This window comes from Micromonospora sp. CPCC 206061, from assembly GCF_036906915.1.
GTDB lineage: Bacteria > Actinomycetota > Actinomycetes > Mycobacteriales > Micromonosporaceae > Phytohabitans.
The window spans coordinates 22,502-39,917 of sequence record NZ_JBAKHX010000017.1; the positions used below are offsets into that span (position 1 = coordinate 22,502).

15 protein-coding genes and 1 riboswitch are annotated in these 17,416 nt (G+C 70.6%); of the genes, 11 read left to right on the forward strand and 4 right to left on the reverse strand.

Features of this window, described 5'->3' with window-relative positions; all coding sequences use genetic code 11:
- Window positions 1–39 precede the first annotated feature (39 nt).
- The 6 genes from V6V89_RS14745 to V6V89_RS14770 all read left to right on the forward strand — a co-directional run bounded on the left by V6V89_RS14745 (window position 40) and on the right by V6V89_RS14770 (window position 5,349).
- Window positions 40–825, forward strand: coding sequence for a DeoR/GlpR family DNA-binding transcription regulator (locus V6V89_RS14745; RefSeq protein ID WP_334619667.1), 786 nt, complete (start codon window positions 40–42; stop codon window positions 823–825).
- Window positions 826–871: 46 nt separating this feature from the next.
- Window positions 872–1,843, forward strand: a complete 972-nt coding sequence (locus V6V89_RS14750; protein ID WP_334619668.1) for an ABC transporter ATP-binding protein — start codon at window positions 872–874, stop codon at window positions 1,841–1,843.
- The gene (locus tag V6V89_RS14755; RefSeq protein ID WP_334619669.1) at window positions 1,840–2,856 is read left to right on the forward strand and encodes an ABC transporter permease subunit; all 1,017 of its coding nucleotides are present in this window, start codon (window positions 1,840–1,842) and stop codon (window positions 2,854–2,856) included. Before V6V89_RS14750 ends, V6V89_RS14755 begins: the two co-directional genes overlap by 4 nt.
- 30 nt (window positions 2,857–2,886) lie before the next feature.
- A complete protein-coding gene (locus V6V89_RS14760) occupies window positions 2,887–3,252 on the forward strand; it encodes a DUF3263 domain-containing protein (RefSeq protein WP_334619670.1) in 366 nt (121 codons plus the stop codon).
- 88 nt (window positions 3,253–3,340) lie between these two features.
- Window positions 3,341–5,032, forward strand: coding sequence for a polymorphic toxin type 30 domain-containing protein (locus tag V6V89_RS14765; RefSeq protein ID WP_334619671.1), 1,692 nt, complete (start codon window positions 3,341–3,343; stop codon window positions 5,030–5,032).
- Entirely contained in the window at window positions 5,020–5,349 is a 330-nt protein-coding gene (locus tag V6V89_RS14770; RefSeq protein WP_334619672.1) for a hypothetical protein, read from the forward strand. The genes V6V89_RS14765 and V6V89_RS14770 overlap by 13 nt, the downstream gene beginning before the upstream one ends.
- 190 nt (window positions 5,350–5,539) lie before the next feature.
- Here V6V89_RS14770 and V6V89_RS14775 read toward each other — a convergent pair whose 3' ends face one another.
- Window positions 5,540–6,031 (reverse strand): hypothetical protein, encoded by a 492-nt coding sequence (locus V6V89_RS14775; RefSeq protein ID WP_334619673.1) that lies wholly within the window; start codon window positions 6,029–6,031, stop codon window positions 5,540–5,542.
- Window positions 6,028–8,199: an AAA family ATPase gene (locus V6V89_RS14780; RefSeq protein ID WP_442935145.1), complete on the reverse strand. Its 2,172-nt coding sequence runs from the start codon at window positions 8,197–8,199 to the stop codon at window positions 6,028–6,030. Before V6V89_RS14780 ends, V6V89_RS14775 begins: the two co-directional genes overlap by 4 nt.
- A gap of 130 nt (window positions 8,200–8,329) precedes the next feature.
- On the opposite strand from V6V89_RS14780, the gene V6V89_RS14785 reads away from it, so the two are divergent.
- The 4 genes from V6V89_RS14785 to V6V89_RS14800 all read left to right on the forward strand — a co-directional run bounded on the left by V6V89_RS14785 (window position 8,330) and on the right by V6V89_RS14800 (window position 14,718).
- Complete coding sequence (locus V6V89_RS14785) at window positions 8,330–11,047, forward strand: alpha/beta fold hydrolase (protein ID WP_334619675.1); 2,718 nt, start codon at window positions 8,330–8,332, stop codon at window positions 11,045–11,047.
- Window positions 11,047–11,910: an ABC transporter permease gene (locus V6V89_RS14790; protein ID WP_334619676.1), complete on the forward strand. Its 864-nt coding sequence runs from the start codon at window positions 11,047–11,049 to the stop codon at window positions 11,908–11,910. The genes V6V89_RS14785 and V6V89_RS14790 overlap by 1 nt, the downstream gene beginning before the upstream one ends.
- Window positions 11,911–11,977: 67 nt before the next feature.
- A riboswitch (SAM riboswitch) is annotated at window positions 11,978–12,116 on the forward strand.
- 12 nt (window positions 12,117–12,128) lie between these two features.
- On the forward strand, window positions 12,129–13,421 hold the full coding sequence (gene thrC / locus V6V89_RS14795; RefSeq protein WP_334619677.1) for a threonine synthase: 1,293 nt from the start codon (window positions 12,129–12,131) through the stop codon (window positions 13,419–13,421).
- Window positions 13,422–13,701: 280 nt separating this feature from the next.
- Entirely contained in the window at window positions 13,702–14,718 is a 1,017-nt protein-coding gene (locus tag V6V89_RS14800) for a GNAT family N-acetyltransferase (RefSeq protein ID WP_334619678.1), read from the forward strand.
- Here V6V89_RS14800 and V6V89_RS14805 read toward each other — a convergent pair.
- Window positions 14,657–15,145, reverse strand: a complete 489-nt coding sequence (locus V6V89_RS14805) for a hypothetical protein (protein ID WP_334619679.1) — start codon at window positions 15,143–15,145, stop codon at window positions 14,657–14,659. The two genes, V6V89_RS14800 and V6V89_RS14805, sit on opposite strands and share 62 nt — an antisense overlap.
- 41 nt (window positions 15,146–15,186) lie before the next feature.
- Here V6V89_RS14805 and paaN point away from each other — a divergent pair, with 41 nt between their 5' ends.
- The gene (gene paaN / locus V6V89_RS14810) at window positions 15,187–16,857 is read left to right on the forward strand and encodes a phenylacetic acid degradation protein PaaN (RefSeq protein WP_334619680.1); all 1,671 of its coding nucleotides are present in this window, start codon (window positions 15,187–15,189) and stop codon (window positions 16,855–16,857) included.
- A gap of 2 nt (window positions 16,858–16,859) precedes the next feature.
- On the opposite strand, the gene V6V89_RS14815 is transcribed toward paaN, so the two are convergent.
- On the reverse strand, window positions 16,860–17,315 hold the full coding sequence (locus tag V6V89_RS14815) for a GNAT family N-acetyltransferase (protein WP_334619737.1): 456 nt from the start codon (window positions 17,313–17,315) through the stop codon (window positions 16,860–16,862).
- Between the last annotated feature and the right edge of the window lie 101 nt (window positions 17,316–17,416).

Consider the following 17,416-nt stretch of genomic DNA (forward strand, 5'->3'; position numbering starts at 1 on the left):
GTGCACGCAAAACTCACGTTCCGTGCATCGGAGGCTACGGTGGACCGGTACGCGCGCTGGAACGCCCTGCTCGAGCTGCTGACGGAGAGCGGGCGGGTCAGCGTGGAAGACGCCGCCGCCCGGCTCGATGTGTCGCAGGCGACCATCCGGCGCGACTTCGACCAGCTCGCGCAGCAACAGATGATCACCCGCACCCGCGGTGGCGCCGTCGCCAACGGCGTGTCGTACGACCTGCCGCTGCGCTACAAGACGGCCAAGCACTCGGCGGAGAAACAGCGCATCGGCGCCGCCGCCGCGGCCCTGGTCACGCCCGGCATGGTGGTGGGCCTCAACGGCGGAACGACGATGACCGAGGTGGCGCGGGCCCTGGCCGTGCGGCCCGACCTCAACAGCGGTGCCGACGGCGCCCAGCTCACCGTGGTGACCAACGCGCTGAATATCGCGAACGAACTGCTGGTGCGCTCCCGGATGAAGATCGTGGTGGCCGGTGGTGTCGTGCGGCCACAGTCGTACGAGCTGGTGGGCCCGCTGGGAAGCGCACTGCTGCGCGAAGTGACGCTCGATGTGGCGCTGCTCGGGGTCGACGCGATCGACGCGCACCTCGGCGCGGCGGCCCACCACGAGGGTGAGGCTTCCATGAACAATCTCATGGTCGCGCGCGCCAAGCGGGTCGTCATCATCGCGGACGCGTCGAAGCTGGGCGGGCACGCGTTCGCGCGGATCTGCCCCATCGAGAGGGTGGAAACGCTGGTCACGGACTCGGGAGCCGACGAGGAGACGACCGCCGCTTTCGAGGCCGCCGGGGTACAGGTCATCCGCGCCTAAGGCGGGGGGACAGTGCAGCTTGTGCATACCCAGTATGGTGTGCGCCATGGTTGCGGTGCTGGAGATAGAAGGCCTGCGTAAGACGTACCGGAGTAGACGGCGCGGCGAACGCAAGGCGCTCGACGGCTTCGACATGGTCGTCGAGGCGGGGCAGGTACATGGGTTTCTGGGGCCGAACGGGTCCGGCAAGACGACGACGCTCCGCACGCTACTGGGGCTGATCCGCCCCAACGGCGGCCGGATGGCGCTCCTCGGTCGAGAGGTGCCGGCCAACCTGCCCACGGTCGTGGCACGGGTCGGCGCGATCGTCGAGAGCCCGCAGTTCTTCCCGCACTTCTCGGCGAACGACACGCTCTCGCTGCTCGCCGACGCTGGCAACCTCGCCCAGCAGCGAGTGCCCGAGGTGCTGGAGCTGGTCGGGCTGCGCGACCGAGCCAAGGAACGGGTCAAGACCTACTCGCTGGGCATGAAGCAGCGGCTCGCCGTCGCGTCCGCGCTGCTCAAGAACCCGCAACTGCTGATACTCGACGAGCCCGCCAACGGCCTCGACCCGGGCGGCATCCGCGAGATGCGCGATCTCATGCGCGACCTGTCGGCGTCGGGGATGACCGTGGTGCTCTCCAGCCACATCCTCGGCGAGGTACAGCAGATCTGTGACTCCGTCACGATCATCTCGCTTGGGCGCCGGGTCGCTGCCGGGCCGGTCGCCGAGGTGCTCGCCCAGCACTCCAGCGGCGGCGTCCGGGTACGCCTGGAAAGCCCCGCCGACCTGCCAGCCGCCGCGCAGGTGCTGGTCGCCTCCGGCGCGCGGGTCGACATTCAGCCCGACCACCTGCTGGTCACCGGCGTCGACAAGCCGTCCTCGGTCACCCGCATGCTCGCCGGCCGCGACCTCTACGTGAGCGAACTCGCTCCCATCACAGTCGATCTGGAGAGCGTCTTCCTGGAGCTGACCGGCACCACACCGGTGGCCGGCCAGCACCGCCAGGTCGACCAGTCCGCGGAGGTGCCGGCATGAAGGGCCTTGTACGCGCCGAGTTCCGTCGCCTCTTCAAGCGGCGCGTCACCCGGCTGATGCTGGCCCTGCTCGTGCTGGGCCTGGGCACGATCATCACGGCGTTCGCGCTCGCAAGCCACAAGATCGGCCCTTCGGAGGTGGCCGCCGCCGAGGCCAAGGCGCAGTCCGAGTACGAGACGTCGATGCGCTACCACGAGCAGATGGTGGCCGAGTGCGAGGCCGCCAAGGGGCGCGGCGAGACCATCACCGACCGGTACCCGCCGGACTGCGGCCGGGAGTTCGCGCCGCAGCGGGAGCAGTTCGAGACGGAGTGGTTCCTGCCTTACCAGTTCGAGTTCCGCAAGGAGTTCGGCGTCTTCATATCGGTGTTCGCCGGCATCGCGGCGCTGGCCGCCTACATCATCGGCGCCTCGTACGTCGGCGCCGAGTGGCACAGCGGCGGCATGATGAACCTGCTCCTGTGGCGACCACGGCGGCTCTCCGTGCTCTTCACCAAGCTCGGTGTCCTGCTGTCCAGCCTGCTCGGCGTCAGCGTGGTGCTCGGTGCACTGTGGACCGCGGCGCTGTGGCTGATCGGCAAATACGACGGGCAGACCGGGAAGATGACGCAGGGCGCGTGGGAGTCGTTCGCCATCAGCGGCGCCCGCGGTATCGGCCTGGTGCTCGCGGTAGGCGCCATCGCGTACGGGCTGGCGTCGGTCGGCCGGCACACCGCGATGGCCCTCGGCGTCGCGATCGGCGTGGGTGTCGTCAGCGAGATCGGGCTGCGGATCGCACTCAACATCGCCGGCGTGAAGTTCGCCGACCGCTACACCCTGTCGACGTACGTGCTGGCCTGGTTCGAGAAACGGTGGACCCTGGAGGACTGGAACGCCTGCAACTTCTCCGCTGGAGAGTGCAAGCCTGACGTCTTCGTCGTCACCTGGCAGCAGTCCGCCCTGCTCTTCGGCTTGGGCACCGCCGTGGTGTTGATCGCCGCGACGTGGCTTATGCGCAGTCGTGACGTGACGTGAGGTAACCTTTTAGGACTTCCGTGCTAGTCGATGTCCGCAAGGAGCGCCATGAAGCCCCACGCCGACGCTCCGGCCGATGACGACCTCGAGCTGGTGGAATCCGAGCCGGACTCCGATCTCGACACCGATGTGCCTGCCCCCGCCTCCGACGAGGTGGCGCCCGAGCCTGAGCTCACCGAACGCGAGGTGCAGATTCTCGCGTTCGAGAGCAAGTGGTGGAAGCACGCTGGCGCCAAGGAGCAGGCCATTCGGGACGCGTTCGACCTGTCCGCGACCCGGTACTACCAGATCCTCAATGGACTGCTCGACAACCCGGCGGCGCTGGCCCACGATCCTGTGGTCGTGGGCCGGCTGCGCCGCCTCCGCTCCACGAGAGCCCGCACCCGCCGCCGCTGACCCGTCCTGCCATACGGAGGGCAACGAGCGATCCACCTCTCTGTCACACTGACGACTGGCGAAAGCCGTCGTGCCTGGGGAGGCGATCGTGGATACCACCATGCCGGAGGCTGGCGGGGCGCGCCCCGGTCCGCCCAGAGAGCGTCCTTCTGACAACCGCACGCTCGCCTTGATCGTCGCTGCGGGTATTGCCGGCTTCCTCGCGATGGTGAGCATCGCGGTTTTCACCCTTGCGTCGCTGGCCGACCGTCTCACCAAAGACGATCCATCTGAGGTAGCCGCGGCGGAGGCTGCCGAGTACGACATGTACGAGGCGGCCGAGGCGCTCTCGCAAGTCTCGGCCACGCGGTACACCGGCTTCGTCATCGACGACCGTCGCCGCCAGATACCCGTCGATGTACGCGTATCGCCGAAGGGCGCGACGCTGGCCACACTTACCGTTTCTGGTCGCAAGGTCGAGCTGCTGGCCGCTGGCGGCCGCACCTTCGTCCGCGCCGACCAGGCGTACTGGCGTTCGCGCGGTACGCCGAGCGACGTGCTGGCCGAGTTCGGCAAGCAGTGGGTCAAGATCACACCGGACGAGTTCGGCTTCGATTTCGCCAAGATGCTCGCCCCGGCGGCGCTCGCCGGGCAGCTCGACTGGGCGGCTGACCGCGGCGAGACCCGCGTCGGGCCTGAAACCACGATCGACGGGGTGCGGGCTCGTGCGGTGCGTACATCCGACCTGGTGGTGTATGTCAGCGCCGATCCTCCGAAGCGCATCCTGCGGATCACATCGCCCGGCATGGAGACCGCGTCCGCGCAGCCCAGTGGTTACCAGACCACTGGTGTGCGGCGTGGGCAAGGCACCTTCCATGAGGTACGTGCGCCGGGAGACGCGGGCTTTCAGTTCGACCTGAGTGGTCTGTCCAACACCGAAATCGAGGACTTCTACAGCCGACTGGACCAGAAGATCCGCGAACTGAAGAACTCGGTGGACTCTCAGGTCCGCTTCTCCTTGAACGGCTCCATCACGCTGGCGCCCTGCTCCACCTCCGGCTGCACGGCTAACGTCCGGCTCAGCAATCGCGTCGACTCCACGAGCCAGTATCTGGCCGTACGGCAACCGGTCACCGCGTCGATCACGATCCAGATGACGCTGGACGGCCGGCCGATCGCGAATTGCGTGACGACGAAGTCGATGCAGCCCAACGGCAGCGCGACCGCGACCTGCCGGGCCGCATACGTCATCCCACCATCGCGCAATCCACGGACGCATCTTGTCCAGGCCCAGTTCAGCGCGGTCGCCCGAGCGGTGGCGCAGGCAGACATCACGCGCCTGGCGGCAGACGTCAAGAAGGAGTTGGAGGCCGCACGGAGGTCTCGTTCCGGTACCCAGACTCCAGCTCCAACAGTCGGAGCCAGCCCAGGCGTGCGCATCAGCCCGGGGGCGCCGCTGCCCGAAAACCCGATGACGCTGGTGCCGGCGAATGCGCAGAGCCGCACGCTCACACCGCACTCTGGGGGCGGCGCGCAGTACGGGGTCGAATACAAGTGGACCCAGGACGGGCAGACCTACCGGCTCCGGGTGCACGGTCCCGACGGCACCGCCCCGCCTGGGTCGAATGCCGCCACCGGGGTCACGTACCGGCTCCAGGTAGGGCAGCGTTACTTTGACCGAGATGGGCGGCTGCACCCGCGAGGCGTGCACAATCCCGACAGTTCCAATTACGATCCGGCGGCGGCGAACGCTACACACATTCCCTGGCCGCCGGGCGTGCCATACCCGTGGAGCAAGTAGTGGTGGATCCGGCACTACTGGACGCGATGCTGGCAGGAGCCAGCACCCCCGGCACAGACCAGGACCGGTGGCTCGACTCGATCACTGACCAGTTGGGCGCGTTCACTGACGAGCAGGCCGCGCTCGTGACCGTGACTTTGACCGACCTCGTGCTGGCTGGGCTCCCCGCGCGTGAGCGTGAGTCGGCGCTCCATGCGGTCGCCGAGGTTGTCGAGTGGCATCCGGTGGCGCGGCCTGCAGCCGAGGCGCTGTGCACGCTGGACCGCACGGCGCTGTCGCCGTCGGAGGTGGAGTATCTCGGCTTCGTCTGCGGCTAGCTCTTGACGAAAATTGCGGCGCGCCCCATCCGGCGCCGGTGGCACAGATCAAGGGAGATTGCATCGATCAAGGGCAAACGCACGTGGATTTGAGATCAAAGCACGTGCGTTTGCCCTTGATCGGCGAAAGAGAGGCGGGGCGGGCGCGGCGAAGGAGAGGCGGCGCGGGGCGGAGCGGGCGATGCGGGGGTTATGGGAGGAGGCAGGTTTGGGTGGGGAGGGGGCCGGCGGGGATGTTGGCGCTGGCGTCGGGCGTGCGGTAGCCGATGACGCAGGCGGCGCCGGCCGGTACGCCGTAGGCGATTGAGCCGGGCGGTGCCGGGTCGTTCTCGCGGGCCTTGCGGACCACCGCGCCCGAGTAGCCCGCGTCGAGCAGGATGCGGGCGATGCCGTTCGGGCGGGCGTCGGCGGGAGCGCCGGCCAGGGTTTCGCGGATAGAGCGAGCCACCGCCGAGGCGGCTGCCCACTGCTCGGCGTTGAGCGCCCGGCGGCCGACCTCGATCTCGTCGAGGCGGTCGCAGTAGCCGTAGGTGTCACCGGGTTGCGTCGCGCAGGCCACCTCGGCCGGTGCGGGGTCGTCGCTGGACAGTGCGTACGCGGCCCAGAGGCCGCCGCACCCGCACAGCAGCACCGACGCCACGATCGCGACCGCGATGAGCGCGCCGCGCGGACGAGGGTTCACCGGGTTTCGCGGGCCGTCGCGTAGGTTTCGAGCCAGGCGACCTGGCCCGGGTCAAGGGACGGCCGGATGCGCTCGCGGGCCGTCGCCACGTGTGCCGCCGTCACAGACGACGCTTCGAGCGACTCACGCATCGCGGCCAGCGCGGCCTCGCGTATCAGGGCGGCGCAGTCGGCGGCCGAGAAGCCGTCGAGCGACGTGGCCAGCGCCGGGAGGTCGACGTCGTCGGCGAGCGGCACGTTGCGGGACGAGGCCCGCAGGATCTCCACTCTCGCCGAGGCGTCCGGCGGTGGGACGTAGACCAGTCGCTCCAGCCGGCCGGGGCGGAGCAGGGCGGCATCGACCAGGTCGGGTCGGTTGGTAGCGCCGATGACCACCACGTTGCGCAGGGTCTCGACGCCGTCCAGCTCGGTGAGCAGGGCCGCCACGACCCGGTCGGTGGTGCCGCCGTCGGTGGCCTGCCCGCGGATCGGTGCCAGGGCGTCCACCTCGTCGAGGAACACGAGCGTGGGCGCGGCTTCCCGAGCACGGCGGAATAGCTCGCGGACCGCCCGTTCGCTCTCACCCACCCACTTCGAGAGCAGCTCGGCGCCCTTGACGGAGAGCACGTTGGCCTTGCCGGTGCCGGCGATCGCCTTGACGAGGAAGGTCTTGCCGCAGCCGGGCGGGCCGTAGAGCAGCACGCCACGCGGCGGCTGCACGCCGAGGCGGGCGAACGTGTCGGGGTACGTGAGTGGCCACAGCACGGTCTCGGTCAGCACCTCTTTGACCTCGGCCATGTCGCCGACGTCGTCGAGCGTCACCGCCGCGAGCTCCAGTGTGGACGACGACATCGACGTGGGCCGGACCACTTCGAGGGCGGCCTCGAAGTCGACCATCGTCACGACCGGCGAGGCGCCGGTCGCGCCGGATCGGATGCGGAGCGCCGCGCGCACGCCGGCTTCGCGGGCGAGCGCGCCGAGATCGGCGGCTACGAAGCCAGGGGTACGGCCAGCCACGTCGTCGAGCTTGACGTCGTCGGCGAGCGGCATGCCCTTGGTGAGCACGGTGAGCTGCTCGCGGCGCATGGCCGCGTCGGGCAGGGGTACCGCGAGCTGCACCGCCAGCAGATCGGGTGCCCGCAGCGCGGGGTCGACCGACTCGGGCCGGCTGGTCGTGCAGATGACGGCCGCCCCGGCGAGTACCGTCTCGGCGAGCACCTGACGGAACACCGTCGACAGTGGACCGGGCTGCTCGCGCGGCGCGAGCGCCTCGACGTCGGCGATGAGCAGGATCGCCGGACCGCGGGACCGCACGGCGCCGGCTGCCGCGCGGAGCCGGGCGGCGGCGTCGTTGTTGGTGAGCGCCGCTATTTCTGGTGCCCACAGCTGCTCGACCCGCGCGCCGACCGCCCCGGCGACCGCCTGGACGAGCGAGGACTTCCCGGAGCCGGCCGGGCCGGTGATCAGCACGCCGAGCGAGACCGTGGTGCCGAGGCGCCCCAGTACCTCGCTGTGGTGGAAGCCGAGGTCGAGCAGCTCGGTCAGCTCCTGAGCCTGGGCGCGGAGTCCGGGGAGGTCATCGACGGTGACGGCAGGCGCGGTAGGAGCCACCGAGGCAGCAGCGGGTGTGGTGCCGGGTGCGTGTGTAGCCTGGCCGCCCTCCCAGGCGACCACGGTGTCCATTGTGACCAGTGCGGCGTCCGCCGGCTCGACCGCCTCGACGGTCAGCAGGGTGCTCGTCCACGCGTACCCGACGGTGTTGGCGAGGCTGCGCCGCGCCCCCTCGATGAGGGTGCGCGCCTCGGACTGGGGCACGACGTCTTGCGGCAGCAGCGACACGTTGTCGCCCGCGGTGACCACCTTGCCGAGGAGTGCGAGCCTCAGCATCTCCGGCGACACCGCGGCGACGATCTCCACCGGGCCGGCGAGCGTGACGCGGCCGGCGGCGACGACCGGCGCGGGCGTGATCGTGATCTGGCCGCCGTCGCGGATGCCGAGGTTGCCGAGGATGAGGTCGTCGGCGTAGAGCAGCGCCCGGCTGGCTCCGGGCTCGGCGCGGGCGGCGATGCCGGCGGTGCCGCGGCGGCCGGTGAGGTGCACCGGGTCGCCGGGGCGCAGGCCCAGCGCGGTCAGGACCTCCGGATGCAGCCGGACGATGCCGCGCCGGGCATCCAGCGCCGCTGGACGCATGCTCGCGGTCAGGGTGAGATCGCGTTCGGCCACGCGCCGAGAGTAGCCCGCGCTGGCATCCCGTAGAGGCAGCGCCCGCACCTGAGAGTGCTCTCAGCCTGCGGGCCCAGCAAGGACGTACCGTTTGCGCATGCTCGCACGCCTTCCGGCGCGGCTCCGCCGTGCCCTGCCCGCGGCCGTCGCCGTCGCTGCCGTGGTGGCCGGCGCGGTGGTCTGGGTGGCGTGGCCGGACTCGCCGGCCTACACCACCGAGGACACCACGGTCACGGTGCGCTCCGGCCCGAACGGCGACGAGCCGATCGACCTGGACACCACGCTGTACCTGCCGGCGGACGCCGACGGCCCGGTGCCGGCGGTGCTGCTGGCGCACGGTTTCGGCGGTACCAAGCGGAGCGTCGCCGAGGACGCCAAGGACCTCGCGGAGCAGGGGTACGCCGTGCTGGCGTACACGGCGCGGGGGTTTGGACGCAGCGGCGGGCAGATCCATCTGGACAGCCCGGACCACGAGGTACGCGACGCGCAGCGCCTGCTCGACTGGCTGGCCGCGCGACCGGAGGTAGGTAAGGACGCGCCCAACGACCCGAAGGTGGGCGTGGTCGGCGGCTCGTACGGCGGCGCGCTCGCCCTGCTGCTCGCCGCGCAGGACCCGCGGGTCGACGCGATCGTCCCGATGATCACGTGGAACGACCTGTCCCGTTCCTTCCTGCCGCAGTCGACCGGCCAGCAGAACGTCGACGGCGTGTTCAAGAAGGGCTGGGCCGGCTACTTCTTCGGCGGCACCACGGGCGACCCGACCTGCGGGCGGTTCGCCCCGGATGTCTGCCAGGCGTACCTCGCGATGGCCACCACCGGCCGGGCGACGACCGAGGGCGTCGAGCTGCTGCGCCGCTCCAGCCCGGCGCCCGTGCTCGACCGGATCAAGGCGCCGACCCTGCTCATCCAGGGCGAGGCCGACAGCCTCTTCCCGCTCGCCGAGGCGGACGCCAACGCGCGGGGCATCGCCGCCACCGGCACCCCGGTGCGGGTCGCCTGGTTCACCGGCGGCCACGACGGCGGCGAGGGCCCCGCGAGCGACCGGGACCGAATGCGGTTCCTGACCGCGCAGTGGCTCGACCACTACGTCAAGGGCGAGGGCGACGCGCCGTCCAACAGCTTCACCTGGTCGCGGGTCGCCGGCTTCAACGCGCTCGACCGGGGCCTCGTCACGAACGGGTTCTCGGTCGACCGGTACCCCGGTCTCGGTGGCACCGCCACGCGGCAGGTGGCGCTGGCCGGGCCGCCGCAGCTCATCGCCAACCCGCCCGGCGGCAACCCCGCCGCCATCTCCACGCTGCCCGGGGCAGGCTCGTTCGGTGGATTGGCGTCGGTGGCCGGGGTGGCTATGGACCTGCCCGGCCAGCACACGCACTTCGAGTCCGAGCCTCTGGCCGCGGCGATCGACGTGGCGGGCTCGCCGACCGTGTCGATCCGGGCGGCGTCCCCGAGCGGCGAGGCGGTGGTCTTCGTCAAGCTGTACGACGTCGATCCGAATGGGACGGCCACGCTGCCCAGCGGCCTCATCGCCCCGGTTCGCCTGACCGGGCTACCCACCACCATCGCCGAGGCGCAGCCGATCACGGTCACGCTGCCGGCGATCGTGCGCCGGATCGAGGCCGGCCACACGCTGCGGGTCTCAGTGGCGACCTCCGACCAGGGCTACGCCACACCGGTCGAGCCGGCCGTCTACACCGTCGCGCTCGGCGCAGGCGACAGCGTCACCCTGCCGACCATCGCGGCGGCGGAGCCGATCGCCACTACCGCCGCGCTGTGGCGCTGGGTGCTCGCCGCGCTGCTCGCGGCGGTGGCGCTCGGGCTGGCGGTGGTCGTGGCGATCGCGCGGCGCAGGCATCGCCGCACCGACACCTCCGTCCGCGAGGAGTACGCGGACACGCCGCTCGTCGTCGACCATCTGCGCAAGGAGTACGCGGACGGCTTCGTCGCGGTGTCCGACGTCGACTTCACGGTCGAGCGCGGGCAGGTCGTGGGCCTGCTCGGGCCGAACGGCGCCGGCAAGACCACCACGCTTCGGGTACTGATGGGCCTGACCCAGCCAAGTGGTGGCGAGATCTACGTCTTCGGCCACCGCCTGGTGCCGGGCTCGCCGGTGCTGTCCCGGCTGGGCGCGCTCGTCGAGGGGCCCGGTTTCCTGCCGCACCTCAATGGCGTCGAGAACCTGAAGGCGTACTGGCGGGCCACCGGCCGCCCTCTGGCGGACGCCCACTTCGACGAGGCCGTCGAGATCGCCGGGCTCGGTGACTCGATCCACCGCAAGGTGCGCAAGTACAGCCACGGCATGAAGCAGCGCCTCGCGATCGCACAGGCCATGCTGGGCCTGCCCGAGCTGCTGGTGCTCGACGAGCCGACGGACGGGCTGGATCCACCGCAGATCGCGGAGATGCGCCGGGTGCTCAAGCGGTACGCCACGGACGGCCGGGCGGTGCTGGTCTCCAGCCACCTGCTGGCCGAGGTGGAGCAGACCTGTACCCACGCGGTGGTGGTCAACAAGGGCGAGATCGTGGCGTCCGGCCCGGTGGAGGACATCGTGGGCGATTCGCCGACCGTCCAGTTCGACGTGACCGATGTCGACGCCGCCGAGGCGGTGCTGGACCGGCTCGACGGGGTGCGTTCGGTGGCGTGGGACGGCAACGGCGGCCTGGTGGTCGACATCGACGGCAGCCCACGCAGCGAGGTGGTGGCCGAGCTGGTCCGCGCCGGCGTCGGGGTCAACCGGGTGGTGCCGCGGCGGCGGCTCGAAGACGCGTTCCTGGCCCTGGTGGGCTCCGAGACCCGGGGAAGCGGTGACCGGTGATGGCGGTACTCGATGGCGCGGCGACCGGCTACCGGCCCGGTCGCACCCTGACGATCCGGAGCGAATGGCGCCGGCAGGCGTCTCGCCGGCGCACGCAGCTAGCGCTCGCGTTCGTGGTGCTGCTGCCACTGGTCATCCTGGCGGCGTTCCAGTTCGGGGGTACCGGTGACGACGACAACGGCGGGGGCGAGTTTTCGAGCCTGGTCGAGCTGGCCACCAGCGGTGGGCTCAACTTCACGCTCTTCACCCTCTTCGTATCGGCCGGCTTCCTGCTGACCGTCGTCGTCGCCCTCTTCTGCGGCGACACGATCGCCAGCGAGGCGAGCTGGGGGAGCCTGCGGTACCTGCTGGCGGTGCCCGTGCCGCGGGCGCGGCTGCTCGCGGTCAAGCTGGTCGTGGCGCTCGCCTACTCGGCGGTCGCCCTGCTGACGCTCGCCGGCACCGCTCTGCTGATCGGCACGCTTCGGTACGGCTGGGATCCGCTGCGCAGCACGGTGGCCGCCGACATCCCGGCCGGGGAGGGCCTGCTGCGGCTGCTCGGCATCCTCGGGTACCTGGCGGTGGGGCTGCTCGTCGTGGCCGGGCTGGCGTTCCTGCTGTCGGTGTCGACCGACGCGCCGCTGGGCGCGGTGGGCGGGGCCGTGCTGCTCTTCATCGTGTCGAGCATCCTCGACCAGATCACGGCGCTGGGCGGGCTGCGCAACCTGCTGCCGACCCACTACGGCGATGCCTGGCTGGGAATGCTCTCGACGCCGGTGCAGTCCGATGACATCGTCAAGGGCACCATCTCAGCGGTGGCGTACGCGACGATATTCTGGTCGCTGGCCTTCTGGCGCTTCACGCGTAAGGACGTCGTCTCATAGCGTGATCGGCATCACTGAGAAAGCCCGGCCGGGTCAAGCGGCCGTTACACTTGCACCACAACTGAACACCTCATCCAGAGGGGCTGAGGGACACGGCCCGATGACGCCCCGGCAACCACCGCGCATGTGACTCGACGACGAGGCCACGCGTGGCAGGTGCCAATTCCGTCCCCGGCCGCACGGTGCGGCGCTGGGAAAGATGAGAGAAGGGCCTCGCTATGACGTCGACTCTCGGCGCTCCGGTCACCGACACCCACGTACCGCCCAGCCCCGCCCGCGCGCTCGTCTGTCGCGGCTGTGGTGCTGAGTACCCCCTCGTCGCGCAGCACGCTTGTTACGAGTGTTTCGGCCCGCTGGAGGTGGGCTACGACCAGGCCGCGCTCGCGCGGGTGACGCGGGCGCAGATCGAGGCCGGTCCGAAGAGCATCTGGCGGTACGCCGCGCTGCTGCCCGCGGGGCAGGACCCGGCCACCCGGGTGACGCTCGATCCCGGCTTCACGCCCCTGGTCGCCGCGCCCGCCCTCGCCGCCGAGCTTGGCGTACGCGGGCCGCTGTGGGTCAAGGACGACAGCGCCAACCCGACCCACTCCTTCAAGGACCGGGTCGTGTCGGCGGCGCTGACCGCGGCACGCGGGCTCGGCTTCTCGCGGTTCGCCTGCGCCTCCACCGGTAACCTCGCGAACTCCGTGGCCGCGCACGCCGCGCGCGCGGGCGTCCCGTCGATCGTCTTCATCCCGGGCGACCTTGAGCCGGGCAAGATCATCACGACCGCGGTGTACGGCGGCGACCTGGTGGCCATCGACGGCTCGTACGACGACGTCAACCGCCTGTGCAGCGAGCTCGTGGAGACCGACGAGTTCGAAGACACCGCGTTCGTCAACGTGAACGTCCGGCCGTACTACGCGGAGGGTTCCAAGACCCTCGGGTACGAGGTGGCCGAGCAGCTCGGCTGGCGACTCCCCGAGCAGGTGGTCATCCCGATGGCCAGTGGCGAGCTGCTCACCAAGATCGACAAAGCGTTCAGCGAGCTGGTGGAGATCGGCCTCGTCGAGGCGCCGGCCAACGGGTGGCGGGTCTTCGGCGCCCAGTCGCTGGGCTGCAACCCGATCGCCGACGCGCTGCACCGCGGTGTCGACGAGATCACCCCGGTGAAGCCGACCGGCATCGCCAAGTCGCTCAACATCGGCGACCCGGCCGCTGGCCTGTACGCCCTGGAGGCGGTGCGGCGCACCGGCGGCTGGATGGACTACGCCGACGACGACGAGATCAGGGACGGCATCCGCCAACTCGCCCGCACCACCGGGATCTTCGCGGAGACGGCCGGCGGCGTGACCGTGGCCGTCCTGCGCAAACTGGTCGAGTCGGGCAAGCTCGACCCGGAGGCCGAGACCGTCGTCTACAACACCGGCGAGGGGCTCAAGACCCTCGACGCGGTCGCGGCTCAGGTCGGCCCGACGTACCGGATCAAGCCCTCGCTGCGCGGCGCCCGTGAGGCTGGCCTGCTGCATTAGTGCAACCGGCAGGTGGACGCGGAGTCACCGGGATGGGAGTTGCATTCCGTAGCCATGAATTTGCCGTCCGTGGAGAAACACCGCTCAGAGGACTTGACGGCGCCATCGGGACGACGCAGGATGCTCCGTGCGGGAGGGCGGTCGCCGTAGGCTTTCGTAGTTCTAACGTCCCAGCGCCGGAGGCGCTGTGCGTCCGTCCCTCCCGACCAAACTGTTAAGCCACCTCCTCCTCGGACTAATTCGGTCGCGAACAGTCGGCTCAGGCGAGACCCTCGTGAGCATGGACATCGCCGTCACGCCACTCGACCCCGCCGATGACGCAGCCGCCCACAAGGCGTGCGAGATCATGGCGGCGGCGGTCGCCGCCGACATCCCAGACTTCCCGCCGATGACCGAGAAACGGTTCTTCGGGATGCTCCGCCATCCCTGGCCGGGCAACAGCTTCCAACACGCCCTGGCGTACCTCGACGGCGTGCCCGCCGGATACGTGGAGATCGGGCTACCGCAGCTCGACAACCTCGAAAACGCCGAGCTCGAACTCGCGGTACACCCCGACCACCGGCGGCGCGGCGTCGGGCGGGCCCTGTTCGAGTACGCGATGGGCGTGGCCCGCGGTCTCGGCCGTAAGCGGATCGCGGGCATGGCGCTGGAGCCTCTTCCCGGCGGTGTGGCCCGCGACCCAGCCGGTGGGGCGTTCGCGGAGGCGATGGGTGCCAAGCCCGCGCTCCAGGAGGTTCGACGGCGGCTCGATGTCACCACACTGGACCACGAGGCGCTCGATGCGATGCTCGCGGCGGCGCGCGCCAAGTCAGCCGGTTATTCCCTCGTCCTGTGGCGAGACGCGACGCCCGACGATCTCATCGACGACGTCGCGTACCTTGACGGCCGCCTGCTGTCGGACGCGCCCATGGGTGAGCTGGAGTGGGAGGCGGAGAAGATCGACGCCGCCCGCGTCCGGGCCAACGAGGCGGTGAAGTCGGCCCGCGGGCGGCGGCAGTACAACGCCGGCGCGCGCCACGACGAGAGCGGGCGGCTGGTCGCCTTCACCACGATCGACTCAGGCGACCTCACCTGGCACGCGTTCCAGCAGATCACCCTCGTCGAGCCCAACCATCGCGGTCACCGGCTGGGCGCGCTCGTGAAGGTGGAGAACCTGCGGTTCGCGTTGGCGCACGAGCCGGAGCTGCGGGTCATCGACACCTGGAACGCCGGCGTCAACGACCACATGATCTCGATCAATGAGGCGATGGGTTTCCGTCCGGTGGATGGCTGGCAGAACTGGCAGCTCTCCGTGTGAACCGGGTCGCCCATGGGCGCAGCGGAAGCTCGCGGTAGCCGCCGGCCGCGAGCCCCGCGTGCCGCTCGAAGAAGTTGCGGCTGCCGTACGCGCCGGTGAGCAGGTACGACCAGCCGGAGGCGGCGGCGTACGCCAGCCAGAAGACGGGGCCGAGCACGGCGTACTGGGCGACGTGCCGGGTCTCGTGGTGCAGAAGCTCGGCGCGCTCCGGGTCCAGCAGCCACTCGGCGGGACGCTTGGTGAAGACCACCGAGCCGACCGTGAAGCAGCTTTGCTTGGGCACCTTGAGGCGATACCCGTGTGCCACCAACACGCCGCCGGACCCCCGGGTCAGGCGGGTGCGGGTGACCGCGCAGATCAGCACGGCGGCCAGTGAGGTGCCGTTGATCCAGGTCAGGGTGGTGCGGATCAGAGGCCACGCGGGCATAGCTCTGAGCATCCCACCGTTTCTGCGGCATGATGACGGGCATGACGGAGACCCCGCATCATCTGTACGACAAGCACGCCGACACCCTCTCGCGGGCGCTGACGGCGATAGCTGAGCGCGGCTACTGGTCGGCCTACCCCGAGTCGCCCAGTCCCCGCGTGTACGGCGAGACCGCCGCCGCCGACGGTGAGGCCGCCTTCCGCGGCTACCTGCACCAGCGTTTCCCGCTCGACCAGCCCGGCACCGACGGGTGGGTGGCCACCGAGGCCAGCCCATTCGGCGTGGAGCTGGGCGTGACCTACCCGCACGCCGGCCCTGACGCGCTGCTGACCGCCGCGACCGCCGCCCTGCCGGCGTGGCGCGACGCTGGGCCACAGGTGCGCGCCGGTGTATGCATGGAGATCCTCGCCCGGCTGCACGCACACATCTTCGAGCTCGCCAACGCGGTGCAGTTCACCAGCGGGCAGGCGTTCGTGATGGCGTTCCAGGCGGGTGGGGCGCACGCGCTCGATCGGGCCCTCGAAGCGATCGCCTACGGGTACGCCGAGATGACCCGGCACCCCGCGACGGCCGAGTGGGAAAAGCCGGCCAAGGGCGAGCCGCTCCGGATGACCAAGACCTTCCACGTGGTGCCGCGGGGCGTGGCGCTTGTCGTGGGCTGTAACACGTTCCCCACCTGGAACTCGTATCCGGGCCTGTTCGCCTCGCTCGTCACGGGGAATCCGGTGGTGGTAAAGCCACACCCGCGCGCGGTGCTGCCGCTCGCCGTCACCGTCAAGTACGCCCGCGAGGTGCTCGCCGAGGCCGGCTTCGACCCCAACCTCGTGCTGCTCGCCGTCGAGGAGCCGGGCGAGGCGCTGGCGTCCAAGCTGGCCCTGCGGCCCGAGGTCAGGATCATCGACTTCACCGGCTCGACCGCGTACGGCGACTGGCTGGAGCAGAACGCACGCCAAGCCGCCGTCTACACGGAGAAGGCCGGCGTCAACACGATCGTCGTCGACTCCACCGACGACTTCGCCGGCATGTGCCGCAACATCGGCTTCTCGCTGACCCTCTACAGCGGACAGATGTGCACCACGCCGCAGAACATCCTCGTGCCCGCCGCCGGCATCACCACGGACCAGGGGCACAAGAGCCTCGACGACGTGGCCGCCGGCATCGCGGGCGTGGTGGGCAAGCTGACCGGCGACCCGGGTCGCGCGGTCGAGCTGACGGGCGCGATCGTCAACGACGGGGTGCTGGCCCGGCTCGAAGAGGTGCGCTCGGTCGGCGAGCCGGTGCTGGAGTCCCACCCGGTCGAGCACCCGGCATTCGAGGGCGCCGTCGTGCGCACCCCAACCGTCGTGCGGCTCTCCGCCGGTGACGCGGAGACGTACGAGCGGGAGTGGTTCGGGCCGATCTCGTTCGTCATCGGCACCGATTCGACGGCGCACAGCCTGGAGATCTTCCGGGCCACGGTGGGCGAGCACGGTGCGCTCACCGCCGGGGTGTACTCCACCGACGAGAAGGTGCTCGACGCGACCGAGGCCGCGGCGCTGGAGGTCGGCGTCCACCTGTCGTGCAACCTCACCGGTGGGGTCTTCGTGAACCAGTCGGCGGCGTTCTCGGACTTCCACGCCAGCGGGGCGAACCCGGCGGCGAACGCGGCGCTCACCGACGGCGCGTACGTGGCCAGCCGCTTCCGGATCGTCCAGTCGCGCCGGCACGCCTGATTTCAGGCCGCGCGGCTCATCTGGAGCTCGGTCAGCACCGCGATCGTCGGGTGCGGCAGCCGGACTCCGGTGTCGACGAAACCCAGCCGTTCGTACGCCCGCAGCGCGCGGTCGTTGCCGACCACCACTTCGAGCAGCAGCTCGGGCCGGCCGGCCGCGCGCGACCACTCGGCCACGCCGTCGACCAGATCGGCGAGCACGCCGGTGCCCCGGTAGGCCGGCGTCACGTACACCGCGAAGACCACGGTGACCTTGGGGTCGTCGGGCGACGCGATGCCGCCGGCGTGTGCGACCAGCCGCCCACCGGCGTCGGCCACGAACTGCGCGCAGTCGTCGCCGCTCGCGTTGCGGGCCACCCGCGCGGTGAACTCGCCGTGTGGGCGGGCCGCGGCGTCGGCGATCGTCTCCAGGAACGCCAGCGGCGCGTCGGCGAGCATCTCCAGCCGGAGGGCGCGCATGCGCGCGGCGTCTTCCGCCCGGATCCGGCGCACCGGTGCTGGAGTAGTCACCCCGTCACCCTAGAGCACCCCACGAAACGCTCGCCGCGCTCACGTTTCCG

What these genes read in the sequence shown, in the direction of transcription:
- V6V89_RS14780 (WP_442935145.1), bottom strand. Translation starts at nt 8,199, where the DNA reads ATGCGTCCAGCGGCGCTGGATGCCCGGCGCGGCATCGTCCGGCTGCAT.
- V6V89_RS14750 (WP_334619668.1), top strand. Translation starts at nt 872, where the DNA reads ATGGTTGCGGTGCTGGAGATAGAAGGCCTGCGTAAGACGTACCGGAGT.
- thrC (WP_334619677.1), top strand. Translation starts at nt 12,129, where the DNA reads ATGACGTCGACTCTCGGCGCTCCGGTCACCGACACCCACGTACCGCCC.
- V6V89_RS14790 (WP_334619676.1), top strand. Translation starts at nt 11,047, where the DNA reads ATGGCGGTACTCGATGGCGCGGCGACCGGCTACCGGCCCGGTCGCACC.
- V6V89_RS14755 (WP_334619669.1), top strand. Translation starts at nt 1,840, where the DNA reads ATGAAGGGCCTTGTACGCGCCGAGTTCCGTCGCCTCTTCAAGCGGCGC.
- V6V89_RS14815 (WP_334619737.1), bottom strand. Translation starts at nt 17,315, where the DNA reads ATGCGCGCCCTCCGGCTGGAGATGCTCGCCGACGCGCCGCTGGCGTTC.
- V6V89_RS14785 (WP_334619675.1), top strand. Translation starts at nt 8,330, where the DNA reads ATGCTCGCACGCCTTCCGGCGCGGCTCCGCCGTGCCCTGCCCGCGGCC.
- paaN (WP_334619680.1), top strand. Translation starts at nt 15,187, where the DNA reads ATGACGGAGACCCCGCATCATCTGTACGACAAGCACGCCGACACCCTC.
- V6V89_RS14800 (WP_334619678.1), top strand. Translation starts at nt 13,702, where the DNA reads ATGGACATCGCCGTCACGCCACTCGACCCCGCCGATGACGCAGCCGCC.
- V6V89_RS14805 (WP_334619679.1), bottom strand. Translation starts at nt 15,145, where the DNA reads ATGCCCGCGTGGCCTCTGATCCGCACCACCCTGACCTGGATCAACGGC.
- V6V89_RS14760 (WP_334619670.1), top strand. Translation starts at nt 2,887, where the DNA reads ATGTCCGCAAGGAGCGCCATGAAGCCCCACGCCGACGCTCCGGCCGAT.